Annotated in this window: 17 protein-coding genes; 7 read left to right on the top strand and 10 right to left on the bottom strand. The window is 74.1% G+C overall.

What is annotated here, in order from left to right; genetic code table 11:
* Positions 1-22 precede the first annotated feature (22 nt).
* From ACQZOG_RS19845 to ACQZOG_RS19835, 3 genes are all read right to left on the bottom strand, one after another.
* On the bottom strand, positions 23-3505 hold the full coding sequence (locus ACQZOG_RS19845) for a UvrD-helicase domain-containing protein (RefSeq protein WP_430741695.1): 3483 nt from the start codon (positions 3503-3505) through the stop codon (positions 23-25).
* Between the two features lie 137 nt (positions 3506-3642).
* On the bottom strand, positions 3643-7023 hold the full coding sequence (locus tag ACQZOG_RS19840; protein ID WP_430741694.1) for an ATP-dependent helicase: 3381 nt from the start codon (positions 7021-7023) through the stop codon (positions 3643-3645).
* 257 nt (positions 7024-7280) lie between these two features.
* Positions 7281-7667 carry an MGMT family protein gene (locus tag ACQZOG_RS19835; RefSeq protein WP_033272102.1) on the bottom strand — a complete coding sequence of 129 codons (387 nt, stop codon included), beginning with the start codon at positions 7665-7667 and terminating at the stop codon, positions 7281-7283.
* Between the two features lie 188 nt (positions 7668-7855).
* Here ACQZOG_RS19835 and ACQZOG_RS19830 point away from each other — a divergent pair, with 188 nt between their 5' ends.
* The 3 genes from ACQZOG_RS19830 to ACQZOG_RS19820 all read left to right on the top strand — a co-directional run bounded on the left by ACQZOG_RS19830 (position 7856) and on the right by ACQZOG_RS19820 (position 13872).
* Entirely contained in the window at positions 7856-10555 is a 2700-nt protein-coding gene (locus ACQZOG_RS19830) for a lysylphosphatidylglycerol synthase transmembrane domain-containing protein (RefSeq protein WP_193456453.1), read from the top strand.
* A gap of 86 nt (positions 10556-10641) precedes the next feature.
* Positions 10642-12192 (top strand): alpha/beta hydrolase, encoded by a 1551-nt coding sequence (locus tag ACQZOG_RS19825; RefSeq protein WP_359495126.1) that lies wholly within the window; start codon positions 10642-10644, stop codon positions 12190-12192.
* 177 nt (positions 12193-12369) lie between these two features.
* Positions 12370-13872 (top strand): alpha/beta hydrolase, encoded by a 1503-nt coding sequence (locus tag ACQZOG_RS19820; protein WP_033272658.1) that lies wholly within the window; start codon positions 12370-12372, stop codon positions 13870-13872.
* Positions 13873-13991: 119 nt separating this feature from the next.
* Here the strand turns inward: ACQZOG_RS19820 and moeZ are convergent, their stop codons facing one another.
* From moeZ to ACQZOG_RS19785, 7 genes are all read right to left on the bottom strand, one after another.
* A complete protein-coding gene (gene moeZ / locus ACQZOG_RS19815; RefSeq protein WP_033272105.1) occupies positions 13992-15170 on the bottom strand; it encodes an adenylyltransferase/sulfurtransferase MoeZ in 1179 nt (392 codons plus the stop codon).
* A gap of 63 nt (positions 15171-15233) precedes the next feature.
* Positions 15234-15995, bottom strand: a complete 762-nt coding sequence (locus tag ACQZOG_RS19810; protein ID WP_033272106.1) for a spherulation-specific family 4 protein — start codon at positions 15993-15995, stop codon at positions 15234-15236.
* The gene (locus tag ACQZOG_RS19805) at positions 15983-16993 is read right to left on the bottom strand and encodes an NAD-dependent epimerase/dehydratase (RefSeq protein WP_033272107.1); all 1011 of its coding nucleotides are present in this window, start codon (positions 16991-16993) and stop codon (positions 15983-15985) included. Before ACQZOG_RS19805 ends, ACQZOG_RS19810 begins: the two co-directional genes overlap by 13 nt.
* Before the next feature lie 118 nt (positions 16994-17111).
* Positions 17112-18257, bottom strand: a complete 1146-nt coding sequence (locus ACQZOG_RS19800; protein WP_033272108.1) for a hypothetical protein — start codon at positions 18255-18257, stop codon at positions 17112-17114.
* Entirely contained in the window at positions 18254-19996 is a 1743-nt protein-coding gene (locus tag ACQZOG_RS19795; RefSeq protein ID WP_351031670.1) for a DUF3492 domain-containing protein, read from the bottom strand. Before ACQZOG_RS19795 ends, ACQZOG_RS19800 begins: the two co-directional genes overlap by 4 nt.
* 249 nt (positions 19997-20245) lie before the next feature.
* The gene (locus ACQZOG_RS19790; RefSeq protein WP_401457923.1) at positions 20246-21817 is read right to left on the bottom strand and encodes a DUF3152 domain-containing protein; all 1572 of its coding nucleotides are present in this window, start codon (positions 21815-21817) and stop codon (positions 20246-20248) included.
* Positions 21818-22242: 425 nt separating this feature from the next.
* On the bottom strand, positions 22243-23301 hold the full coding sequence (locus tag ACQZOG_RS19785) for an alpha/beta fold hydrolase (RefSeq protein WP_033272110.1): 1059 nt from the start codon (positions 23299-23301) through the stop codon (positions 22243-22245).
* A 155-nt stretch (positions 23302-23456) separates the two neighbouring features.
* Between ACQZOG_RS19785 and ACQZOG_RS19780 the strand changes: the two genes are divergently transcribed.
* The 4 genes from ACQZOG_RS19780 (at position 23457) to ACQZOG_RS19765 (ending at position 25384) form a co-directional block, all read left to right on the top strand.
* Positions 23457-23684, top strand: a complete 228-nt coding sequence (locus tag ACQZOG_RS19780; RefSeq protein ID WP_033272111.1) for a hypothetical protein — start codon at positions 23457-23459, stop codon at positions 23682-23684.
* Positions 23685-23881: 197 nt separating this feature from the next.
* Complete coding sequence (locus tag ACQZOG_RS19775; RefSeq protein WP_033272660.1) at positions 23882-24526, top strand: TetR/AcrR family transcriptional regulator; 645 nt, start codon at positions 23882-23884, stop codon at positions 24524-24526.
* Positions 24527-24672: 146 nt separating this feature from the next.
* Complete coding sequence (locus ACQZOG_RS19770; protein WP_019522837.1) at positions 24673-24900, top strand: DUF3107 domain-containing protein; 228 nt, start codon at positions 24673-24675, stop codon at positions 24898-24900.
* Positions 24901-25117: 217 nt separating this feature from the next.
* The gene (locus ACQZOG_RS19765; RefSeq protein ID WP_033272112.1) at positions 25118-25384 is read left to right on the top strand and encodes a hypothetical protein; all 267 of its coding nucleotides are present in this window, start codon (positions 25118-25120) and stop codon (positions 25382-25384) included.
* The last annotated feature ends 207 nt before the right edge of the window (positions 25385-25591 follow it).

The following is a 25591-nucleotide window of genomic DNA, read 5'->3' as shown; positions in this document are numbered from 1 at the left end:
TCACCGTGCGACGTGCGGTGTCTCACCGTCCGGGGTGCGGTGTCCCGTCGTCCGGTTCCTCGAGCAGCAGCCGCTCCAGCTCGGCACGGCCGGGCAGCCGCTCCGGGCGGGCCACCTCGCCGGTGCGGACGTACAGGAACGCGGCGGTGACCGACTCCGGGGGGACGCCCTGCTGCTCGGCCCAGGCGAGCCGGTAGACCGCCAGCTGCAGCGGGTCGGCGGTGCGGCCCCGGCCGGTCTTCCAGTCGACGATCTCGTACGTCACCGTGTCGCCGTCGTCGGGATCCTCGTGCCGGTACACGGCGTCGATGCGGCCCCGGACGACCCGGCCGGCGATCGACAGCTGGAACGGCGCCTCCACGCGGTAGGGCGTGCGGTGGGCGTACTCGGTGCGCTCGAAGGCCTCCTTCAGCTCCTCCAGGTCGCGCTCGTCGGCGATCTCGGCGTCGGCACCGGGCAGCTCGTCCGGGTCGAGCATGGGCAGGGTCAGCTCCTCGAAGCGCGCCTCGACCCACGCGTGGAAGCGGGTGCCCCGGCGCGCGGCGGGCTGGGGCGGCCGCGGCATGGGGCGGGCCAGCTCCCGGGCGAAGGCATCGGGGTCGTCGGCGAGCCGCAGCAGCTGGGACGCGGTGAGGGAGGCGGGCAGCCGGACCTCGGTGACGGTGTCGCGGGCGCGCAGCAGCTCCCCGGTGAGGGCGTCCAGGTCGCGGTCCCAGGAGGCGACGGTGCGGGCCTCCTCGGGGGTGAGGTGCGCCACGGCGGGCGCGGGCAGGTCCGGCCGGGACCGTGCGGACTCGTCCGGGGCGGTCGCCTGGTGGGGGACGACGGGGCGCTCGGTGGGCAGGGAGTCCCAGTCGACGGCGTCCGCCGCGCCGGGCTCCTCCGGGTACGGATCGTCGGTGTGGTCCTCCGGGTACGGCTCCTCGTCGTCCGGCGGGGGCGGCCAGTCCGGGTCGTCGTGGGCGCCCGGGTCGTGGACGGCCGGAGCGGCGTCAGGGCCGGCGGCGAGACGGTCCAGGTGGGCGAGGACGGTCGCGGCGGCGGCGCGGCGCCGGGCGAGAGCCGCGTCGTCCAGGGGCAGCGGCCACGCCCGGACGTCGCCGGCCTCCCGCAGCGCCGGGTTCTCCTCGTCCTCCTCGGGCTCCTCCGCCCACGCCTCGATCTCGCCGTAGCCGGCGGCGCAGTGGTCGTGGAGGGCGAGCAGGAACTCGGAGGGGCCGCGCGGCTTCTTCTGGCTGGGACCCCACCAGTGGCCGGAGCCGAGCAGCAGGGAGCGGGGGCGGGTGAAGGTGACGTAGCCGAGGCGCAGTTCCTCGGTGTGCTGGTGCTCCTTCATCGCCTCGTGGAAGGCCTTCAGGCCGCGCGAGTCCCAGGACGGCACGTCCGGGAGGGTGTCGGCGTCACCGCGCAGCGCGTGCGGCAGCACCTTGCCCTGCGCCGTCCACTTCTCGCGGCCCCGGTCGCTGGGGAAGGCTCCGGTGACCAGGCCGGGGACGGCGACGACGTCCCACTCCAGGCCCTTGGACTTGTGGGCGGTGAGCACCTTGACGGTGTTCTCGCCGCCCGGCAGGGCGTTGTCCAGGCCCTTCTCGTACTGCGCGGCCGTGCGCAGGAAGCCGAGGAAGGCGAGCAGGGTGGCCTCGTTGTCTCCGGAGGCGAAGGACGCGGCGACGTCGAGGAAGTTGGACAGGGTCTCCCGGCGACGGGCGGCCAGCGCGTGCGGGGACGCGGACAGCTCGACCTCGAGTCCGGTGACGGCGAGCACCCGGTGCAGTACGTCCATCAGCGGGTCGGCGAGGGAGCGGCGCAGGTCGCGCAGCTCGGCGGCGAGGCGGGCGAAGCGGACGCGCGCGTCGGGCGAGAAGGGCAGGCCGTCGTCGTCCCCGCCGCCCTCCATCGGGGTCTCCAGGAAGGTGTCGAGGGCGTCGGCGAGGGAGATCACCTCGGCGGGGTCGACGCCCTCCACGGCCTCGGCGAGCCGCCGGTCGGGGTCGTCGTCGCCGTCCACGCGCGCGTGGGACACCAGCCGCCGCGCGCGGCGGCCGAGCAGGGCGAGGTCGCGGGGGCCGATCCGCCAGCGCGGCCCTGTCAGCAGCCGGACCAGGGAGGCGTTGGCGCCGGGGTCCTGGAGGACCTCGCAGACGGCGACCAGGTCGGCGATCTCCGGCAGGTGCAGCAGCCCGGACAGGCCGACGACCTCGACGGGTACGTCCCGGGCGACCAGCGCGGCCTGGATCTCGCCGAAGTCGGTCGCCGTCCGGCACAGGACGGCGATCTCGCCGGGCGCCTTGCCGGTGTTCACCAGGTGCGCGATCGAGTCGGCGAGCCAGTCGATCTCCTCGGCGTGGGTGCGCAGCAGGGCGCAGCGGACGATGCCGTCGCGCTCGGCGCCGGGCGCCGGGCGGAGGGCCTCCACGCCCGCGTGCATGGCGCGCAGCGGCTCGGCGAGGCCGTTGGCGAGGTCGAGCAGCCGGCCTCCGCTGCGGCGGTTCTCGCTGAGCGACTGGCGGGCGGCGGGGCGGCCGTCGGCGTGCGGGAAGTGTTCGGGGAAGTCGTCGAGGTTGGCGACGGAGGCGCCGCGCCAGCCGTAGATGGCCTGGCAGGGGTCGCCCACGGCGGTCACCGGGTGGCCGGTGCCGCCGCCGAAGAGGCCCGCGAGGAGGACGCGCTGGGCGACCGACGTGTCCTGGTACTCGTCGAGGAGGACCACCCTGAACTCGTCGCGCAGCACGCGGCCCACCTCGGGCAGGCCGGCGAGCCGGGCGGACAGGGCGATCTGGTCGCCGAAGTCGAGCAGATCGCGTTCGCGTTTGGCGGTCCGGTAGCGCTCCACCAGCTCGGCGAGTTCACGGCGGGCGGCGGCGGCCTCGGGGACCTTGCGCAGGTCGGCGTTGCTGAGCTTGGCGTTCTCCAGGGCGCGCAGCAGTTCGGCGTCGTGGGCGCGCAGGGTCTCGGGGCGCACCAGGTGCTCGGAGAGCTCCGAGTCGAGGGTGAGGAGGTCGCCCACCAGGTCGGGGAAGGAACGGGTGAGGGCCGGGTAGAGGCCGGGCGCCTCGCGCAGCACGCGCGCGGCGAGCTGGTAGCGGGTGGCGTCGGCGAGCAGCCGGGACGTCGGTTCGAGACCGATGCGCAGCCCGTGGTCGGTGAGCAGCCGGCCGGCGAAGGCGTGGTACGTGGAGATCACCGGCTCGCCCGGGGGGTTGTCCGGGTCGATGGCGTCCGGGTCGGTGACGCCGGCCTTGATCAGGGCGGTGCGGACGCGCTCGGCGAGTTCACCGGCGGCCTTGTTGGTGAACGTGAGGCCGAGGACCTGCTCGGGGGCGACCTGTCCGGTGCCGACCAGCCAGACCACGCGGGCCGCCATCACCGTCGTCTTTCCGGAACCCGCTCCGGCCACGATCACCTGCGGGGCGGGCGGCGCGATGATGCAGGCCGTCTGCTCCGGGGTGAACGGGATCCCGAGCAGCTCCTTGAGCTGGTCGGGGTGGGTGATACGCGCGGGCACACCGAAAATCTAGCGGCGCCCACCGACAGCCCGGGCCCACCGGGCCCGCCGTGAGGGAAGAAGCGCAGGTCGGCGGGGGTGGTGCGATACGTCACGCGCGCCCCTGCAGCGCTTCGCCCGAGGTCTCGCCCGACGCCTCACTCGACGACGTGGCGGCCCTCGGGGCGGGCGCTGCACGACGCCCGGAACGCGCAGTGCGCGCAGTGCTGGCCCGCGGTCGGGGTGAAGCGTTCGTCGAGGACCTTGCCGGCTGCCGTGGCCAGCAGGTCGCCGACCCACTCCCCCTCCAGCGGCTCCTGAGCCTGCACCTTGGGCAGGGTCTCGCCGCCGTCCCGCTTGGCTGCGCCCTGCCGGAGCTGGACGAGTTCGGCACCGCCCGGCTCGGGGCGCGTCCCGTCGAAGACCTCGTCGACGGCGCCCTCGCGGACGGCGAGCTGGTACACGGCGAGCTGGGGGTGGCGTTCCACCTCCTTGGAGCTGGGCGCCTGCTTGCCGGTCTTGAAGTCGACGACGTAGGCGCGGCCCTCGCCGTCGGCCTCGACGCGGTCCATCTGGCCCCGGATGCGGACCTGGTAGTCGCCGGACTCCAGGGTGACGTCGAAGTCGTGCTCACTGGCCACCGGCGTGCGGCCGGTGCGGTCCATGACGTGCCACTTCAGGAAGCGTTCGAGCGCGACGCGCGCGTTCTCCTTCTCCTGCGCCGACTTCCAGGGCGCGTCGAAGGCGAGGGCGTTCCACACGGAGTCGAGGCGTTCCATGAGGACGTCGAGGTCGGCGGGGGTGTGCCCGGAGGCGACCTCGTCGGCGAGGACGTGGACGACGTTGCCGAAGCCCTGGGCGGCGGTGGCGGGCGCGTCGGCCTTCACCTCGCGGCCGAGGAACCACTGCAGGGCGCAGGTGTTGGCCAGTTGGTCGAGGGCGCTGCCGGAGAGCACCACGGGCTGGTCGCGGTCGCGCAGCGGCACCTTGCTGTGCGTGGGTTCGTACATGCCCCACCAGCGGTAGGGGTGCGCGGACGGCACCAGGGGGCGGCCGTCCTCGTCGGCGAGCGCGGCGAGCCGGGCCAGCCGCCGGGCGGCGGCCTCGCGCAGGGCGTCCGAGACGCGGGGGTCGACCGTGGTGGCGCGCAGTTCGGCGACGAGCGCGGCGACGGACAGCGGGCGGCGCGGGCGTCCGGTGACGTCCCGGGGCTCGACGCCGAGCTCGGTGAGGAAGCGGGAGGGCTGGTCGCCGTCGTCGGACGGCGCCTTCACGGCCGTCACCACCAGGCGGTCACGCGCGCGCGTGGCGGCGACGTAGAACAGGCGGCGCTCCTCGGCGAGCAGCGCGCCCGGGGTGAGCGGCTCGGCGAGCCCGTCGCGGCCGATGCGGTCGGCCTCCAGCAGGGAGCCGCGGCGGCGCAGGTCCGGCCACAGGCCCTCCTGCACGCCGGCCACGACGACGAGGCCCCACTCCAGGCCCTTGGAACGGTGCGCGGTCATCAGGCGTACGGCGTCGGGGCGTGCGGCTCGGCGGGTGAGGGTGTCGGCGGCGATGTCCTCGGCCTCGATCTCCTCGAGGAAGTTGAGGGCGCCGCGCCCGCCCGTACGCTCCTCCGCGCGCGCGGCGGTGGCGAACAGCGCGCACACGGCGTCGAGGTCCCGGTCGGCGTTGCGCCCGGCCGCGCCGCCGCGCCGGGCCGCGCGCTCCAGGCGCTGCGGCCAGGGGGTGCCGTCCCACAGCTCCCAGAGGGCCTCCTCGGCCGTGCCGCCGCCGGCCAGGCACTCGCGGGCCCGGCGCAGCAGGGCGCCGAGCCGTTGCGCCCCGCGCGCGTAGACGGGGTCGTGCACGGCGAGCCGCTCGGGCTCGGCCAGCGCGCGGGCGAGCAGTTCGTCCGAGGGCGGCGGCAGGGGGTTCCCGGCCGCCCGCTCCTCCTCACGCAGCGCGCGTCCGAGCCGCCGCAGGTCGGCGGCGTCCATGCCGGCGAGGGGGGAGGTGAGGAGGGTGAGAGCGGTCTCGGTGTCGAGCCAGCCGGGTCCGTTCCCGGTGTCCGCCTCGTCGGCACCGGCATCCGCCGCGTCCGACCCGGTGTCCACTGCGCCCGATCCGGCGCCCGCCGCGTCCCCTGCGCCCGGCCGGCGTTCCTCCTCCGCCCTCGCCACCGCGCGCAGGGCGGTCAGCAGCGGGGCGACGGCCGGCTCGTGCCGCAGGGGCAGGTCGTCGCCGTCGACGTCGACGGGGACGCCCGCGGACGTGAGGGCGCGGCGGACCACCGGCAGGGTGCGGGCGCCCGCGCGGACCAGGACCGCCATGTCGTTCCAGGGGACGCCGTCCTCCAGGTGCGCGCGGCGCAGGATGTCGGCGATGTTGTCCAGCTCGGTGCCGGCCGTCGGGTAGGTGAACACCTCGACCCGGCCACCCTCCCGCACGGGCGCCGGCTCGCGGTGCAGGCGGACCTTCTCGGCGGGCAGCCGGGGCAGCGGCATACGGCGGGTGATCCGCCGGGTGGCTTCGAGGAGCGCGGCGCCGGAGCGCCGGGAGGTGCGCAGCACCTGGACGGGCGCGGGGCGGCCGTCCGCGCGCGGGAAGGCGTGCGGGAACTCCAGGATGCCGCCGACGTCGGCGCCCCGGAACGCGTAGATCGACTGGTCGGGGTCGCCGAGGGCGACGAGGGTGCGGCCGCCGGACGCCAGGGCGTGCAGCAGCCGTACCTGGGCGGGGTCGGTGTCCTGGTACTCGTCGACGTAGACGGCGTCGTAGCGGTCGGCGAGCTGCCCGGCGGTCTCGGGCCGGCGGGCGAGGAGCACCGCGCGGTGGACGAGCTCGGCGTAGTCGATGACGCCCTGGAGGTCGAGGACGTCGAGGTACTCGGCGAGGAAGGCGGACGCGGCGCGCCAGTCGGGGCGGCCGATACGGCGGGCGAAGGCGTCCAGGGCGTCGGGGTCGAGCCCGAGCTCGCGGCTGCGGGCGAGCACGGCGCGGACCTCGTCGGCGAAGCCGCGGGTGGTCAGGCAGGCGCGCAGGTCGTCCGGCCAGCGCACGTGGGACAGCCCGAGCCGCTCCAGGTCCACCTGGCCGGCGAGCAGCTCGCGCACGGTGACGTCCTGCTCGGGTCCGGAGAGCAGCCGCAGCGGCTCCACGAACAGGTCGCTGTCCTGGTGGGCGCGGACCAGGGCGTAGCAGAAGCTGTGGAAGGTGGTCGCCTGCGGGGCGCGGGCCGCGCCGATGCGCAGCGCCATGCGGTCGCGCAGCTCGACGGCGGCCTTGCGGCTGAAGGTGAGGACCAGGATGCGCGCGGGGTCGCCGCCGCGCGCGACGCGGGCGGCCACGGACTCGACGAGTGTGGTGGTCTTGCCGGTGCCGGGACCGGCGAGGACGAGCAGCGGCCCGGAGCCGTGCTCAACCACGGAACGCTGGGCGGCGTCCAGTGGAGGGGGATCCACGCGGGCCGGCGGGGTACGCACCAGTCGATAGGCGCCACGGCTCCCCCGCCGCACCGGGGGGTGCGACAGGCCGCTGGTGGAGGAAGAGGAGCTCACGTGGTTCGCCGGTCCTGGTGGGTGTGCTGTGGGGCGCTGCGCCGCGTGTGCGGGGCGGTGGTCGGAGGGTGAGGGGGCCACGCGCAGCCGACGCTACGCCGGGGACCGGAGCGGAAGCAGCGTTTCCGCTTCTTCCCTCCCGTCGCTCCTGGCACCCACGCCCCTCGACCCTCGAACGTACGTCATGCCGCGGATGTGCCTCATGTCCCCCTGAAGGATCACACGTCACACGGCGGCCGCGGGGATGGCGGAAGCTGTCAGGTGTGACCCCCGGTGTCCGCGCCGCCGTCCCACCGCGCGCGTCTCATGTCGAGGCGTGGCACATGGCCCTCCGCCGCCCGGCCCGCCTCCCGCAGAGGTGTGCCCTCCGCGCGGTAGTGGCCCAGGGCCCGCAGCTCGTGTCCGGGCAGCAGCACGCCGTCCGCGCGGACCACGCGCCACCAGGGGACGGCGCCGCCGTAGAGCGCCATCACACGCCCCACCTGCCGGGGCCCGCCCTCCTCCAGCCACTCGGCCACGTCCCCGTACGTCATGACGCGGCCCGGCGGGATCAGCTCGGCGACCTCCAGGACCCGCTCGGCGTACGCCGGCAGGGCGTCCGGGTGCTCCGGACCCCCCTCGGACGGAAGACTCTCCTGGCTCATCCGGACCATCCTGCCCCACCGCACCGACAACGCAGCGCGTCCGCGGACACGGGCGGGCGACTCGCCCCCGAGCACCGCTTCGGGCAGACTGTGCCGCCCCGCTTGTGGACCCTGATGCCCCCTTGTGGCGGTACGGCATGCCACCATCGTGCGGGCGGTGACCGGTGATACGAGATCGAGAAGAGACGATGAAGCAGCAGGGTGCGCACCCCGAGGACACGGAGGGCACCCCTGACGCCTCGTCGCGCCCGGACACCGCGCGGGAGCCCGGCGGAGCACACCGGGACGTCGCGCACATCGACGAGGTGGAGGGCGACGAACCGCTGCTCCCCGCGCGCGTGCACCGCCCGTCCGACCTCATGCGGCTGGTGGGCGGCCTGCTCGCGGTCGTGGTACTGCTGGCGATCGCCGCGTTCGCCCACGGCACCACCTCGGGTCTCGAACAGGACATCAACAAGGGCACCGGACAGGCGCCCGACCTGCTCATCAAGATCGCGGGCCTGGCCTCCAGCATCGCGATCCTGCTGGTCCCGGTCGCCTTCGCGATCGAACGTCTGATCAAACGGGACGGGCTGCGGATCGCCGACGGCGTGCTCGCCGCCGTGCTGGCGCACGGGGTGACGCTCGCCACCGACCTGTGGGTCGCGCGGGCCGCCCCCGACTCGATCCAGGACGCGCTCACCCAGCCCTCCCCCGGCGACATCCACGCCCTGACCGACCCCGTGCACGGCTACCTCGCGCCGGTCATCGCGTACATGACCGCCGTCGGCATGTCCCGCAGACCACGGTGGCGCGCGGTCCTGTGGGTGGTGCTGCTGCTCGACGCCTTCTCGATGCTGGTCACGGGGTACACCACCCCGTTCTCGATCATCCTCACGGTGCTGATCGGCTGGACCGTCGCCTACGGCACGCTCTACGCCGTCGGCTCGCCCAACGTCCGGCCCACCGGCCGCACCCTGATGGCGGGCCTCCGCACGGTCGGCTTCCGCCCCGTGACCGCGTCCCGCGAGGAGGCGGCCGACGCGGCCGAGGGAGGCGACCGGGGGCGGCGCTACTTCGTCACCCTGGACGACGGCCCGCCCCTGGACGTCACCGTCGTCGACCGCGAGCAGCAGGCGCAGGGCTTCTTCTACCGCGCGTGGCGCAACCTGGCGCTGCGCGGCTTCGCCACCCGCCGGAGCCTCCAGTCGCTGCGCCAGGCGCTGGAGCAGGAGGCCCTGCTGGCCTACGCGGCCATCGCGGCCGGCGCCAACGCGCCCAAGCTGATCGCCACGTCGGAGCTGGGCCCCGACGCGGTGATGCTGGTCTACGAGCACACCGGCGGGCGCACGCTGGACTCGCTGGACGACGAGGAGATCACCGACGAGCTGCTGCGCGACACCTGGCACCAGGTGAAGGCGCTCCAGTCCCGCCGTATCGCGCACCGCAGGCTGGTGGGCGACGCCATCCTGGTGGATCGTTCCGGCACGGTGATCCTCACCGACCTGCGCGGCGGGGAGATCGCGGCCGGCGACCTGCTGCTGCGGATGGACGTCTCGCAGCTGCTGGTGACGCTGGGGCTGCGGGTGGGCGCCGAGCGCGCGGTGGCCTCCGCGCTGAGCGTCCTCGGCCCGGACGCCGTGGCGGACTGCCTGCCGATGCTCCAGCCGATCGCGCTGAGCCGCTCCACGCGCGCGACGCTGCGCCGGCTCGCCCGGGAGCGCGCCGAGCGGGAACGCGAGGCGGTCCTGGAGGCCTCCCGCCACTCCCGTCCGGCCCGCGCGAGCGAGGAGGACGACTCCGGCCCCCTCGTGCTCGACAAAGCGGACAAGAAGGCCGTACGGGCGGAGCAGCGGGCCGAGAAGCGGGCCATCGACGAGGCTCTCGACGAGGCACGCGAGGAGGATCTGCTCAGCCAGATCCGGCAGGAGGTGCTGCGGATCAGGCCGCAGGCCCCGGTCGAGCCGGCCCGGCTGGAGCGGGTGCGCCCCCGCACGCTGATCAGCCTCATCGCGGGCGCGATCGGCGCGTACTTCCTGCTGACACAGCTCACCCACATCGAGTTCGGCCCGCTGATCTCCAACGCGGAGTGGGGCTGGGTGGCCGCGGCGGTGCTGTTCTCGGCGCTGAGCTACGTGGCGGCCGCGATGGCGCTCCTCGGGTTCGTGCCGGAACGGGTGCCGTTCCCGCGCACCGTGGCGGCGCAGGTCGCCGGCTCCTTCGTGAAGATCGTCGCCCCGGCCGCGGTCGGCGGCGTCGCGCTGAACACCCGCTTCCTCCAGCGCGCGGGGGTGCGTCCTGGGCTCGCGGTGGCGAGCGTCGGCGCGTCGCAGCTGTTCGGGCTCGGCTGTCACATCCTGATGCTGCTGGCGTTCGGCTATCTGACCGGTACCGAGAAGACGCCCTCGCTGTCGCCGTCCCGCACGGTCATCGGCGGTCTGCTGACGGTCGCGGTGCTGGTGCTCGTGGTGACCTCGGTGCCGTTCCTGCGGAAGTTCGTCGTCACGCGCGTGCGGTCGCTGTTCGCGGGTGTCGTGCCGCGCATGCTCGACGTGCTGCAGCGGCCGCAGAAGCTGGTCACCGGCATCGGCGGCATGCTGCTGCTGACCGCCTGCTTCGTGATGTGCCTGGACGCCTCGATCCGGGCGTTCGGCGACGAGTCGACCTCGGTGAGCCTCGCCAGCGTCGCCGTCGTCTTCCTCGCGGGCAACGCCCTCGGTTCCGCCGCGCCGACGCCGGGCGGTGTGGGCGCCGTGGAGGCCACCCTCACCGTCGGTCTGATCGCGGTCGGCCTGCCCAAGGAGGTCGCCGCGCCCGCCGTGCTGCTCTTCCGGCTGCTGACCCTGTGGCTGCCCGTGCTGCCGGGCTGGCTCGCCTTCAACCACCTCACCCGCAAAGCGGCCTTGTGACCGGCTGAGACGGCGGCCGGCCGGCGACCTCCCTCGGACGGCCCGTGTCCCGCGCGCCACGGCGCGGGCGACCGCAGGATGGGGACATGCCCCGCCCCTTCCGGCTCCGTGCCGCAGCCCTGTCCGCCTGTGCCCTCCTGCTGCCCGCACTGCTGGCGGGCTGTGCCGAGGGGGACGGCCCGGCCCAGGACCTGACACGGCAGAAGCTGGACTGGAAGGCCTGCCCCGCCCCGGACGAGGCCCAGGGCGGAGGTGCGTCGCCGTCGCCCCTGCCAGGTGCCCGGGGCCGGTGGGAGTGCGCGACGATGAAGGCGCCCCTGGACTGGGACGACCCGGACGGTGACACCATCGGCCTGGCACTGATCCGCGTCCGGTCGAGCGGCCCGGAGGGCGAGCGGATCGGCTCGCTGATCTTCAACTTCGGCGGGCCCGGCGGCTCGGGCGTCACCACGCTGCCCGCGTTCGGCAAGGACTACGCCACCCTGCGCACCCGGTACGACCTGGTGAGCTTCGACCCGCGCGGGGTGGGCCGCAGCGCACCGGTCACCTGCGAGGACGACCCGGAGCTCGACCAGTTCTTCCAGCAGGACGGCACCCCCGACGACAACGCCGAACGCACGGAACTGCTGGACAGTACCAAGGAGTTCAACGCGGCCTGCGAGGACAACTCCGGGCGCGTGCTGCCGCACGTGCGCACCACCGACGCCGCCCGCGACCTCGACCTGATGCGCCAGGTCCTCGGTGACGACAAGCTGTACTACTTCGGCATTTCCTACGGCACCGAACTCGGCGGGGTCTACGCCCACCTCTTCCCCGACAAGGTGGGCCGGGCGGTGTTCGACGCGGTCGTCGACCCGGCGCTGGACTACGAGCAGGCCTCGCTCGGACAGGCCCGGGGCTTCCAGCGCGCCCTCGACAATTACGCCGAGGACTGCGTCTCCCAGGTCGAGGAGTGCCCCGTCGGCGACAGCGTCGAGGACGTGAAGAACCGCATCGCCAAGCTGCTGCGGGACCTGGACCGGCAGTCCATCCCCGGTGTCTTCCCGCGGCAGCTCACCGAGACGATGGCGACGAGCGGCATCGCCCAGGCCCTGTACTCGAAGGACTTCTGGCCCTTCCTCACCGACGGCCTGGAGCAGGCGTACGACGGAGACGGCACGATCCTGATGGTGCTGGCCGACTCGATGAACGGACGCAGCGAGAACGGCGAGTACAGCAACCTGGTGCCCGCCAACGTCGCCATCAACTGCGCCGACGCCAAACCCCGCTACACGCCGGCGGACGTGGAGCGGCTGCTGCCCGAGTTCCGGGAGGCGTCACCGCTCTTCGGGGACTTCATGGCCTGGGGAATGATCACCTGCACCGACTGGGCCGTGCCGGGCGCCGCCGACCATCCGGACGTCAGCGCTCCCGGCGCGGACCCGATCCTGGTGATCGGCAACACCGGCGACCCGGCCACCCCGTACGAGGGCGCGCGCAGCATGGCGAAGGCGCTCGGTGAGGGGGTCGGCGTGGAACTCACGTACAACGGGCAGGGGCACGGCGCCTACAACAGCGAGGACCGCTGCGTGCGGAACGCGGTCCACGGCTATCTGCTGGACGGCAAGGTGCCGGAGGCCGGAGCGGTCTGCCCCTGACCCGCCCGGCTCCGGCACTTCCGGCCGTGAGACGGCCGGGTGGCGCCGGGACCGCCGACAAAAGCCCAGCTCAGAGGGTTTTCCACAGGCCGCCCCGGCCGACGCCGGACGTGCCTACGATGTCGGGACAGCCGTTCGCCGCACGAAGCGGACGGTCCACGAGGGGGGATGTGGCAGATGACCCGGTTCACACGCTGGGCGGCCCTGACCGCCGCCGCCGCGCTGCTGACGGCCGGCTGCAGCGGGGGCGGACCGTCGAAGGACGACTCCGGCAAGGACGACAGGGCGAGCGGCGGCAGCGCACTCGACTGGAAGCGCTGCGAGGCGACCGAGGACGGTCCGGCGCCCGGCGACGCATGGCGGTGCGCCACGCTCGAGGTGCCGCTGGACTGGTCGAAGCCGGACGGCGGGACGATCGGCCTGGCCCTCATCCGCGCCGAGGCGACGGGCGACGACCGCATCGGCTCCCTGCTGTTCAACTTCGGCGGTCCGGGCGGCTCGGGCGTCTCCACCCTCCCCGCGTACGCGGACATGGCCGCCGACCTGCGCGAGCGCTACGACCTGGTGAGCTGGGACCCGCGCGGGACGGGCGCGAGCGGCGGTGTCCGCTGCCGCGACGACAAGGCCATCGAGGCCGCCGAGTCCGCCGTGGACTGGACACCGGACACCCCGGCGGAGGAGCGGGTCTTCCTCGAGGACGCGGCCGACTTCGGCAAGGGCTGCCAGAAGGCCGCCGGGAAGCTGATGGCGCACGTCTCGACCACCGACACGGCCCGTGACATGGACCGCATCCGGCAGGCCCTCGGCGACGACCGGATGCACTACTTCGGCATCTCCTACGGCACCGAGCTCGGCGGGGTCTACGCCCATCTCTTCCCCGACAAGGTCGGCCGGATGACGCTGGACGCGGTGGTCGATCCGACGGCCGACGCGATCGGCCACGCCAAGAACCAGACCCGCGGCTTCCAGACCGCCCTCGACAACTACCTGCGGTCCACCGGACGCGACCCGGAGGAGGGCTCGCGGGAGATCGCGGACCTGCTGGACCGGATCGACGCCGAACCGCTGCCGACGTCCTCCTCCGGCCGCGAGCTGACACAGTCGCTGGCGATCATCGGCATCGTGCTTCCCCTCTACAGCGAGGCCAGCTGGCCGGCGCTGACCAGCGCGCTGGAGGCGGCCGAGGACGGCGACGGGACGGAGCTGCTGGCCCTCGCGGACGCGTACAACGAGCGGGACGCCTCGGGCGGCTACGGCACCACGACCCACGCCCAGCGGGTCATATCGTGCCTGGACGACAAGCAGCGGCCGACGGTCGAGGAGACCAGGAAGCTGCTGCCCGAGTTCGAGAAGCTCTCCCCCGTCTTCGGGCCGTTCCTGGGCTGGGACACGGCGGGCTGGTGCCACGACTGGCCGGTGCCTGGCCAGTTCGAGACGCCGGAGGTGAGCGCGCCGGGCGCGGAGCCGATCCTGGTCGTGGGCAACACGGGGGACCCGGCCACCCCCTACGAGGGCGCGCGGCGGATGGCGGACGAGCTGGGCAAGGGCGTCGGGGTGATGCTCACCTGGAAGGGCGAGGGCCACGGCGCCTACGGCAGCGGCAGCGACTGCGTCGACTCGACGGTGAACGCCTACCTGCTCGACGGCACGGTGCCGCAGGACGGCAAGGTCTGCTCGTAACGGCGCCGACCGTAACGGCGTCGGGGGCTCCGGGCACACCCCGAGGTGGTGCCCGGAGCCCCCGACGAGGACCCGGTGACGGCCGGAGCGGTCGCGTGGACCTTTCCGGCCGGTACGGCCTAGTAGACCGGCTTCTCCGGCTCGATCTGGTTGACCCAGCCGATGACGCCGCCGCCGACGTGGACGGCGTCGGAGAAGCCCGCGGACTTCAGGACGGCGAGGACTTCCGCACTGCGGACACCCGTCTTGCAGTTCAAGACGATCTTCTTGTCCTGCGGCAGGCTCTCCAGGGCGTTGCCCATGAGGAACTCGTTCTTCGGGATCAGCCGGGCGCCCGGGATGGAGACGATCTCGAACTCGTTCGGCTCGCGGACGTCGATGAGCTCGATGTTCTCGCCGTCGTCCATCCACTCCTTGAGCTGCTTGGGAGTGATCGTGGAGTCGGCGGCCGCCGCCTGGGCCTCCTCGGACACGACGCCGCAGAAGGCCTCGTAGTCGATGAGCTCGGTGACGGTCGGGTTCTCGCCGCAGATCGCGCAGTCGGGGTCCTTGCGGACCTTGACCTGGCGGTACTGCATCTCCAGGGCGTCGTAGATCATCAGGCGGCCGACGAGCGGCTCGCCGATGCCGGCCAGGAGCTTGATGGCCTCGTTGGCCTGGATGGAGCCGATGGACGCGCAGAGCACGCCCAGGACGCCGCCCTCGGCGCAGGAGGGGACCATGCCGGGGGGCGGGGGCTCCGGGTAGAGGCAGCGGTAGCAAGGGCCGTGCTCGGACCAGAAGACGGACGCCTGGCCGTCGAAACGGTAGATGGAACCCCAGACGTACGGCTTGTTCAGCAGGACGCAGGCGTCGTTGACCAGGTAGCGGGTCGCGAAGTTGTCCGTGCCGTCGACGATCAGGTCGTACTGGCTGAACAGGTCCATCACGTTGTCGGCCTCGAGCCGCTCCTCATGCAGGACCACGTTCACGTAGGGGTTGATCCCCTTGATCGTGTCACGGGCGGACTCGGCCTTGGGGCGGCCGATGTCGGACTGGCTGTGGATGATCTGGCGCTGCAGGTTCGACTCGTCGACCTCGTCGAACTCCACGATGCCGAGCGTGCCCACGCCCGCCGCGGCCATGTACATCAGCCCCGGCGAGCCCAGGCCGCCGGCGCCCACAAAGAGCACCTTGGCGTTCTTCAGCCGCTTCTGCCCGTCCATGCCCACGTCGGGGATGATCAGGTGGCGGGAGTACCTGCGGACCTCGTCTACGGTGAGCTCGGGGGCCGGCTCGACCAGGGGTGGCAGCGACACGGGGACTCCGTTGGTCGGTCAATCACTACGGTTGTTCTCCGCTCAACACTGCCATGCCCTTTTTCATTCCGAGACACCCGTTCCGACACGCGAGACGATGTCGTCCCAGTAGCCGGGCAGCGCTCCCCACGGGTCCGCCGGTGCCGCGCGGCCGGAGCCCCGGTCCGAGTGGTCGGTGAAGTAGATGGTTCCGGCGCCCTGCCAGCGGGCGATGCGCAGTGCCTCCTCCAGATGCGGCCGGGGCACGCCGTGCACGAAGTGGCAGAACCGCTCCGGCGGATGGTCCGCGGTCCACTCGGCGACCTGGGACCAGCGGTAGTCGCTCCACGGCCCCGAGAAGGTGACCAGCTGGTCGGCGTGCTCGGCGTAGCCGGGGTACGGATGGGTGCCGTGCCCGAGGACGACGTGGGCGTCCTCGTGGATCACCCGGAGGGTGGCGACGGAGCGCCGTACCTCGGGCAGGTCCTCGCGGCCGGCGGGGCAGCGGTCCAGGAGGAAGCCGTCGACCCGGTACCAGTCGTGGAAGCGGTGGGCGTCCGAGACGATCTCCCCGAAGCCGCGCAGCCCGTAGGCGGCGTCGATGCGCCCGAGGACGCGGACGCCCGCGTTGCGCAGCCGCCCCGCCGCCTCCAGGCAGTGCGGGTCGGGCTGGACGCCGGGGCCGTCGGCGACGTCGAGCACCACCCAGTGCAGGGGCGTGCCGGGGCGGCCCAGCCGGTTCCACTCGTCGGGGGCGAGGAGCGGGTGGGCGACGCCCGGGACGCCGAGGCCGGTGCCGAACCCCGTGGCGGTGGGGCCCTGTCTGGTCCGGGTCAGATACGGCACGCCGCCTCCATCCAGATGTCCGCGAGGGACTCCTCGAGGTTGATGCGGGGGCGCCAGCCGAGGCGGTCGCGGGCGGTGCGTACATCGGCCTGCTGCCAGGCCCCGCACCCGTCCGGGTACGGGAACGCGGCGGGCGAGGTGGCGGCGGGGTGGTGGTCCGCCTCGGCGCGCGGGTGTCCGATGGTCGCCCGCAGGTGGGTCGCGTGGGCGGTGTGGGTGGCGTGGACGGGTCCGGGGTGGGGCAGGCCGTCGAGTTCGTTGAGGGCGCCGCCGTAGCCGGCCACCCGGGCGAGGATCCCGGCGGCGTCCCGGAGGCGGACGGCGCGGCCGGAGCCGATGTTGATGACGCCCTGTGCGGCGGAGAGCGAGGCGGCGTGCACGGCGCGGGCCACGTCGCGGACGTCGACGAAGTCGCGCTGGGCGCCGAGGCCGCCGAGCTTCAGCTCGCCGTCGCCGGACTGCATGGCGCGGCGCATCGCCTCGGCGAGGCGGCCGAGCGGGGAGCCGGCCGGGGTGCCGGGTCCGACGGGCGAGAAGACCCGCAGCACCACGGCGTCCAGGCCGGAGCCGAGGACCAGTTCGGTGGCGGCGAGCTTGCTGACGCCGTACGGGCCGCCGGGGCGGGGGACGGCGTCCTCGGCGGTGGAGGATCCCGGCTGGCTGGGTCCGTACTCGGAGCCGCAGCCGATCTGGACGAGCCGCGCCCCGCAGCCGCTGCGGCGCAGCGCCTCGCAGATGGTGGCGACGGCGACCGTGTTGTGCCGGGTGAGTTCGCGGGCGCCGCCCCGGGTGGCGCCGGCGCAGTTGATGACGACGCCGGGGTGGACGGCGTCGAGGAAGCGGGTGAGGGCGCCGGGGCTGCCGGTGGCGAGGTCGAAGCGGACGTCGGCGTCGTCGCCCCGGCCGAGGGCGGTGAGCTGGACGGCGGGGTCGGCGAGCAGGCGGTCGGCGACGAAGCGGCCGAGGTAGCCGTTGGCTCCGATCAGCAGGACCCTCATCGGTCGGCTCCTTCGCGGCGGTCGGTGACGGGACGGCAGGTCATGCGGGGTTCTCCTTCAAGGGGGGTCGAGGGCTCGGGGGCCGCGGCCGTCCGGGCCGCGCGGCGGTCGCGGCCGGTCACCGCGCCTGCTCCGGCCGCAGGTGCGCCGAGGCGCGGGCGAGGGTGCGGGAGGCGTGCACGAGCAGGATCGAGGCGCCCGCGCCGCAGGCCAGGACGGGTACGGCGGTGGGTCCCCAGGCGGCGGTGAGGGCCTCCACCGGCGCGCCCAGTGCGGCGCAGCCGGGCAGCCGGGCCGCGAAGACGGTGGCGGGCGCGAGCACCTGCGCGCCGGCGGTGAGCATGAGGATCACGCGCGGGGCGTGGGTGAAGCCGTGCACGGTGAGCAGCCGGGCGACGAGAAGGAGGGCGCCCAGGGCGAGGACCGACGGGGAGACGGGCTCCGCGTCCAGGAACGGCGCGCACAGGGCGACGAGCGCGGCCAGCGCCCCCAGGAACAGGGCGACGGTGCCGAGCAGTACGGGCCGGACGGAGGCGGCGAAGTCCTCCAGGCCGCGGCTGGCGGCGAGTTTGCGGCGCGCGTGGGTGAGGAAGAGACCGGCCGTCCAGGTAGCGGGCGCCACGGCGAGGGTGAGCGCGAGGAGCGGCGCGAGGGCCAGGGGCCAGTCGCCGCCCGTGGTGCCGTCGGGCAGTCCGTCGGGGCCGCCGGTGACGGCGGTGCGCAGCAGGCCGTCGCCCAGCACGGCGTAGGCGAGGAGCAGGCAGGTCCAGGTGCCGGTCGCCGACCGGGAGGCGAGGGCGTCGGTGAGGGCCAGCGGTCCGCGGCGCAGCGTGGCCCGCAGGGCGAGGGCGACGGCGACCAGGCCGGCGGCGGCCGCGTACAGGCGGGTCTGGCCGTGGGTGCGGGCCAGCGCGATCAGCGCGGCGGCGCACAGCGTGCCGGGCAGCAGCGGGAGCAGGAGCACGGCGACGGACCGGCGGCGGTCGTTCTCGCGGGCCGGGGCGTCCGGTGCGGCGGGTGCGTCGGACGCGGTGTCGGCGTCGCGCGGGACGCGGGCGTAGAGCTCCTCCGCGAGGGAGAAGACGTCCCGGTGGCGGAAGCGGGCGGCGGTCCGGTCGGTGATGCCGTGGGCCTCCAGGCCCGCCGCGATCTCCAGTGGGTCCACGGCGCGTTCGCACAGCTCGCGGTGGCGGTGCAGCAGCACCTTGACCGGGTCGGCCGCTCCGGGGGCGGCGCCGCGGTCGAGTTCGCTGAGGTCGGTCATCGGACGGTCTCCGTGACGGGCTCCGGCGTCTCCACGGCCCAGGTGGGGACGGCGCGGGGGGTGGGTTCGGTCCAGTGGCCGGGGACATGGGCCTCGGCGGGCGCGGCGAAGGGCTGCGGGTCTCCGGCGCCGTCGAGGACGGGCCGGCGTACCGGGGTGCGGGCGACGGTCTCGAGGTAGAGGCCGCGGAACGCCGCGACGTTCTGCTCGACGCTGAACAGCTCCAGCGCCCGGGCGCGCGCGGCCGCTCCGAGACGCGCACGGCGCTCGGGGTCCCGCAGCAGCGAGACGCACGCCTCGGCGAGCGCCCGCGGATTGCGCGGCGGTACGACGAGGCCGGTTCCGCCGATCACCTCGACGACCGCGCCGACGTCCGTGGAGACCGTCGCGCGTCCGCAGAACATCGCCTCGATCAGCCCGACCGGGAACCCCTCGACGACGCTGGACAGCACCGTGACGGTCGCGCCGGCGTGGACGTCGGCGGTGGTCTCCGCGCCGGGGCCGCCGAGTTCCTCGAAGGACACCGGGTTGCGCCCGACGGCGTGCGGGCCGTCGGCCTCGTCCGGGAAGAGCTGGGCGGCCAGGGCCCGGCAGTGGCCGAGGTACGCCTCGCCCTCGGGTCCTGAGGGGCGCCCGACGATGCGCAGCCGGGTGCCGGGCTCGGCCGCGCGGACCTCCGCGAAGGCGTGCAGCAGCGAGACCAGGTCCCTGGCGGGCTCCACCCGGCCGAGCCAGACGAGGGTGTGCGGCTCGGCGTGCTCCCGCGTCTCCCCCTTCCCCCGCGTCTCCCGCTTCTCTTGCTTCTCGCTCTTCTCCCGCTCCTCCTCCCGGCGGTCCTCGCCGACGCGCGCGAAGGGCGTGGCGTCCAGGCCGGGGTGGATGGTGCGCAGTTTGGTCCGGTCGGCGCCGCAGCGCTCCTGCCAGCGGCGGGCGTGGGCGTTGCCGGGGACGAGGTAGGACGCGGCGCGGTAGGTCTCGGCGGTCAGCAGGCCGTGGAAGGCGGCGAGCAGGGACCGTACGGCGGGTGAGGCGTCGGGGCGCGTGAGGTAGTGGGTGCGCAGGCGGACGCCGTACTCGGTGACCAGCAGCGGGACGCCGAAGAAGTGGCGGGCGAGCAGACCGGGGAGCGCGGCGATGCCGCCGGACGCGGCGTGGCAGAGGTCGACGGCGCCGAGGCCGTCCTCCTCGTACCAGTCGAGCGAGAGGGGGCGCAGGGCGCGCTCCAGATGGTCGGCGACGGTCAGCAGGTCGGAGACGCGGGCCTCGCGCGCCGCGCGGCGCGCTCCGGGCGCACGACAGGCGCGCTCCAGGGCGCGCACGGCCTGCTCGGAGCGCAGCGCGGCGACCAGCCCGCCCTCGTCGCGGGCGAGCTCGGCGAGCCCGTGGAGCGCGTTGGCGAAACGGTCCGCCTCAGCGGTGCCAGGCTTTTCCGCAGCGCCGGGCTCGGCGGAGGTGCAGAGGGCGGCGGTCAGTTCGCCGTAGTGCTCGGTGAAACGCCGGCGGGCGCGGCGGCCGTGGACCACCCCGTCCTCCTCGGCGGCCCACAGCGGCGCCGTGCGCACGCGCCGGACCTGGGGCGGCAGCTCGACCCAGCCGGCGTCCTCCTGGCCCTGGCCGACACTGAACGCGTAGACGTCGAACTCGTGTCCGTCGAGCCCACGCACCAGGCGGTCGCACCACACCCCGCCCTCACCGCCCACATACGGATAGCCACCCTCCGTAAGCAGTCCGATGCGCACGTGTGCACCCCCGTTCTCCCGTCGGGAGCCGCCGTTGACCCGGCGGCTCGCAGCGGGACGAACGTATGCGGACAGGACGGTGGCGTGATGGACGGTTGTCCATCACGCCACCAAAAGGGGTGAACGCGCGTAACTTTCCCGCGCGGATCGCGTTCGCCGTGCTGAGACCGGCGCGCGACGGGCGCACGACGGGCGCGAGCCGCTTCGGGACCACCACCCGGCGCGCCCCGCAGTGGAGGGCCGGGCCGGTCAGCCCTTGGGGTAGGGCCAGGCGTTGGGCCGGCAGCTGATCCCGTCGTACTCGAGGAACTTGGTCTGCTGCTGCATCACCGGGGCCAGGTCGCCGTTCTTGTCACAGGTGACGTGGTTGTGACCGAGGCGGTGGCCGATCTCGTGGTTGATCAGCATCTGGCGGTACGCGAACATCTTGTCGCCGTACGTCTCGGCGCCCCGCGCCCAGCGATAGGCGTTGATCATCACCCGCTCGGTGGCCGCGGAGTCGCAGGAGACGTTGTCCTCGGTGGTGTCCAGGCCCGACTTGGCGCACCAGTCGGCGGTCGTCCCGGGACTGGCCAGGGTGATCACGAACTCGGCGTCGCCGGTCTCGATCCGCTCGAAGGCCAGACCGTCGTGCGCCCAGCTCCGCCTGTCGTTGAGCGTCCGGTGCACGGCCTCGGCGAACAGCGCGCCGTCCAGGTCGAGCCCGCGCTCCACGTCCACCCGGTAGGTGACCTTCCGCCCCTTGCCGGGCGCCTTGTCGATCCCCTTGACGGCGTAGAACTTGCCCGTGCCCGCGCGGGTGGCGGCCAGCGGGAACGCGCGGTCCATCTGCTGCTCGTACGTCAGCGGCTTCGCCGGGGGCGCGCCGGGTGTCGCCCGGTCGTCGCCGCGCGAGGCGGGCTCGCGCGCGTCGCGCGCCTGCTCGCCGGCGGACTGCGACTGGACACCCGGGCTGTCGTGCTCGTCGGCGACCTGTCCCGCGACGACGACGGCCAGCACGGTGGTGACGGCGGCGGCCGCTATGCCGGTGAACGCGCGCCCCTTGCCGCCCCTGGTCTGCGCGGGGACGCCCGTCGGCGGCCCGTCGTCGACGACGGTGCCGGCGTCCGTGTCCGCGTCGGTGTCCGAGTCCGAGAGGACGCCGGAGCCGGGGGCGCCGTCCCGGTCGGTGACGGCGGCGTAGGGGTCCGCGGGACTGCGGGTCATGGGCTTGCGCGGGGTGAAGAGGTCGTCGCTCCCGTCGAACGCCTCCACGTAGTCCCGGCGCGGTCCTCCCGCGGGCGCCTGGCGCTGCCTCGGCAGGGGCACGCCCTGCCCGGCGGCCGGCGCGCCGTACCCGGCGCCGTCGGCGGTGCGTCCGTGCGGGTTCCCCCAGCCGCCCCCGGTCTCCTGCTGCTCGGGGTGCCCGCCGCGGACCCGGGGGGTGCCGTGCGCGGGCGTGCCGTCCGCATGGCGCGGGACACCGTGCGGAGGGGTGCCGTCCCCGTACCTGGGGACACCGTGCGGAGGAGTTCCGTCCCCGTACCTCGGGACACCGTGCGGAGGAGTTCCGTCCCCGTACCTCGGGACACCGTGCGGAGGAGTTCCGTCCCCGTACCTGGGGACACCGTGCGGAGGAGTCCCGTCCCCGTACCTGGGGACACCGTGCGGAGGAGTCCCGTCCCCGTACCTGGGGACACCGTGCGGAGGAGTTCCGTCGCCGCGGCGCGGTCCGCTCTGCGGAGGGGGTCCGCTCCCGGGGCGGGGCTGTCCCTGCGCGGGAGCCGCGTTCCCGTGACGCGGGAAACCGTGTGCGGGAGTCCCCTCGCCGTACTGGGGCACCCCGCGCGGCGGAGTGCCGTCGCCGTGACCGGGCCCGCCCGCGGCCTGACCGCCGTACCGGGGGGCGCCCTGCGGCTGACCGCCGTACCCGGGCGCACCCTGCGGCTGACCGCCGTACCGGGGGACACCGTGTGCGGGGGTCCCGCTCTGCTGCCATCCGTCCGGCACCGGCGGCACGCCCGGGGCCGGCCCGCGGCCCGGCGACCCGTACCCGTGGACCGGGGTGCCGTGCGGTGGCGTGCCGTACGGCGGAGTGCCCTGCGCCTGCTGCCGCGGCAGCGCCGCGCCCTGGCCATCGCCCCGGCGGTCGTCGTACCGCGCCTCGGGCGCGTCACGTACGCCGCGGGCGGCGTCCGCTGCGGTGGTGTCCGCGGTGTCGCCCTTGGGGGCGGGCCCGCGCCGGCTGTGGCGTCCCACGTCGCGCCTCAGCCCCTTGTCGTCTCGGTCGTGGCGGTCGGGCCACCGGTGTCGGCGGACGGACCCGGATCGCCTTGTGCGTCCGGCTGCACAGTATCGCCCTCGTCCGCGGGACCGGTCGCGTCCCTCAGGAGTTCACGGAACGCCGACGCCACGGTCTCGGGACACTCCATCATCGCCACGTGGCCCGCGTCCGGGAGTGTCACGAGCCGGGAACCCCGGAAGTGGCGGGCGGCCCGCTGCGCCATGCGGAAGCCGACGAGCTGGTCGCGGCCACCGTAGACGAGCAGGGTCGGGGCGAGCACCCGCTCGGCCTGACGCCACAGTCCTTGCTGGCCACCGAGCATGTAGGAGCTGACGAGGCCCCGCGCGGAGCGCGCCATCGCGTCCCAGAAGTACGGCAGCCGCTGGCGCCGCTCCATCTCCTGCACGGCGTGCCGGAAGCCTTCCGGCGTCACCTGTGACGGGTCGCCGTAACAGAGGTTCAGGACGCCTCGGACGCGCTGCTCGGCCGTCCACTCACGGGTGAGCCGGGTGAACAGGGGTGCGACGCCGGGCACGGCCAGCAGACCGGTGGGGACGGCGGAGCGCTGCACGCGGAGCTCCGGCAGGGCCGGGGAGACGAGCGTGAGGGTGCGGACCAGGTCGGGGCGCACGGCGGCGACCCGGGTGGCGACCGCGCCGCCGAGGGAGTTGCCGAAGAGGTGCACCGCTCCGCGGCCGGACGCCTCCAGACAGCGGATCACCGCGCGTGCGTGCGCGGTGATCGAGTAGTCGCCGTCGTCCGGCGGCGGGGAGTCGCCGAAGCCGGGGAGGTCCACGGCCTCGCTGTCGACGACGCCCTCCAGCAGGGCCATCAGGGGCGACCAGTTGAGCGACGAGCCGCCGAGTCCGTGGACGTAGAAGGCGGGCGGGAGCCCTTCGCGGGCCGGTGGCCGGGATCTGACCGTGAGCGTGGCGCCGGGCACCCGCACCGACCTCAGCCGCTCGCCCTCGGCCACCCGGACCGCCGCCGGTTCGGGCAGTACGCCGGTCGGCGGCACGGACGGCAGCTCGGTCGAAGACATGCGGCAATGTTACGAGACGATCACGCCGTGGTTCATGTGTTCGGCGTCACAGGATGGCATGGCGTCCGAATCGGGTGTCTCCTAACCTCGTACCGAGGGCACCCGTACGTGGCCCCTGCCTGCCTCAGGGGCGTGACCAGGAAGGGAGCCCGGTGATGGCCGTGGATCCGACCGACCCCGAGACGTTCGAGGAGGACGAGGACGTGCAGGAGGGTGTGGAGTACGACGTGGAGGCGCCCGTCGTGGACGCGGCCGAGCAGCAGACGGCGGTACGGCCGGAGGAGGACGACCCGCTGGAGGAGGTCGACCCCGACCGCGCGAACGAGGCGGATCTGGTGGAACAGGCGCGCGTCGTCCAGCTCGACGAGGACGACTACCGATGAGAGGTGCGCCGGCCGGGGCGAAAGCCGTCCGGAAGGGGACACGTTTTGCCCGCTCTGACAGCTTCTGAAACCGTCCGTGCCGCTTTTCCCGCTGTCCGGTCCGTGAAATTCTGCACGTGCACCGCGCACATCAGGATTACCGAAAAGTACGATGGCGACGCGGCTGATCCCGCATGTGGACGACTATGGGAGGCGGCGTGACAGCCATCGAGCAGACGGACGCGGTACGCCCGAGGGGTACACGCCTTCCGCGCCGTGCCCGGCGGAACCAGTTGCTGGGCGCCGCCCAGGAGGTCTTCGTCGCGCAGGGCTACCACGCGGCGGCGATGGACGACATCGCCGAGCGCGCGGGTGTCAGCAAGCCGGTGCTGTACCAGCACTTCCCCGGCAAGCTCGACCTGTACCTGGCGCTGCTGGACCAGCACTGCGAGGCGCTGATCCGGTCGGTGCGGCACGCGCTGGCGTCGACCTCGGACAACAAGCAGCGCGTGCGGGCGACCATGGACGCCTACTTCGCGTACGTCGAGGACGACGGCGGAGCGTTCCGCCTGGTCTTCGAGTCCGACCTGACGAACGAGCCCGCCGTGCGCGAGCGGGTCGACAAGGTCACCAACGACTGCGCGGAGGCCATCTGCGACGTCATCGCCGAGGACACCGGCCTGTCGCGGGCGGAGTCGATGCTGCTGGCGTCGGGGCTCGGCGGGCTGGCCCAGGTGGTGGCCCGCTCGTGGCTGCACAGCGACCGCAGCGTGCCGCGCGACCAGGCGGTGCAGCTGCTGACCTCGCTGGCCTGGCGGGGCATCGCCGGGTTCCCGCTGCACGGCAGCGACCAGCAGCACTGACCGGCACGGCCGACGGTCGTTTGTTCCCGTCGGCTGTTCGCTGTTGGCGTTGCCGGGCTGAGCGTACGGATCCCCTCACCGGGCTAATGTGTGCAGGTACGGCGCGGAAGGTCGCGCACTTCACTGACCGTCGGAGGGACATAGCCGTGGAGGTCAAGATCGGCGTGCAGCACGCGCCCCGCGAGATCGTTCTGGAGAGCGGTCAGAGCGCCGAGGAGGTCGAGCGCGTGGTGGCCGAGGCGCTGGCCGGGAAGTCGCAGCTGCTGAGCCTCGTGGACGAGCACGGCCGCAAGATCCTGGTCCCGGCCGACCGTCTCGCCTACGTCGAGATCGGCGAGCCGGCCCCGCGCAAGGTGGGCTTCGGCGCGCTGTAGGGCTGTGTGCATGGGAGAAGGGCCCGGCGGTTGTCACCGCCGGGCCCTTCTGCGTGCCTTCGGCTTGCCTGCGTGCCTGAGGGGAGGCGCCCTCGAAACACCCGTTCGGCCTACGGGCGAGGCGCTGTGGGGAGGATTGGATTCCGCAGGTCAGGGGTAAACCGGGACAGGACCAAGACAGGGACGAGCAGGCCGGCCGTGTGGGAGGGACCCCGACATGCTTCTGGAAGCGCTCAGCTCCGCGATTCTCGGCCTGGCCCTGGCCTGGGGGGCGTACCACCGCCTGTCCCACCGGCTCCCACGGCGCGCCCTCGTGCTGGCGACCGGTGTGGCCGGGGCGCTGTTCGGCGCCTTCGTCATGAACACCGCGCTGGACGCGGGGAATCTGCTGACGATGCTGGTGGGCGCGGCGATCGTCTCGACCGCCTCCCTCTCCCTGCTGCTGCGCCCGGCGGGCAGACTCCACCACTCGGCCACGGCCTGACCGCCCTCGGCCCGTCGCCCGCGGCAGTGCGCCGACTCGCCGACAGCCTGACCCAGCCGCTCCGACTCCGCCACCACGGACGGCCCCACAGCCCGGCCACCTCGGCCGCCGTCGGCCCGGCGAACGGTCGTGCTGCCCGGCCTGGCGGCCAACGGGCGACCGCCGGGCGCTGCTTCTCGGGCCGCCCGTCTTGCCGGGGCGGTCGGC

Source organism: Streptomyces sp. P13-3-3 (genome assembly GCF_050571355.1).
GTDB classification, from domain to species: Bacteria; Actinomycetota; Actinomycetes; order Streptomycetales; family Streptomycetaceae; genus Streptomyces; species Streptomyces althioticus.
Note: the sequence above shows the minus strand (reverse complement) of the source record. Positions and strands in the feature narration are given on the sequence as shown.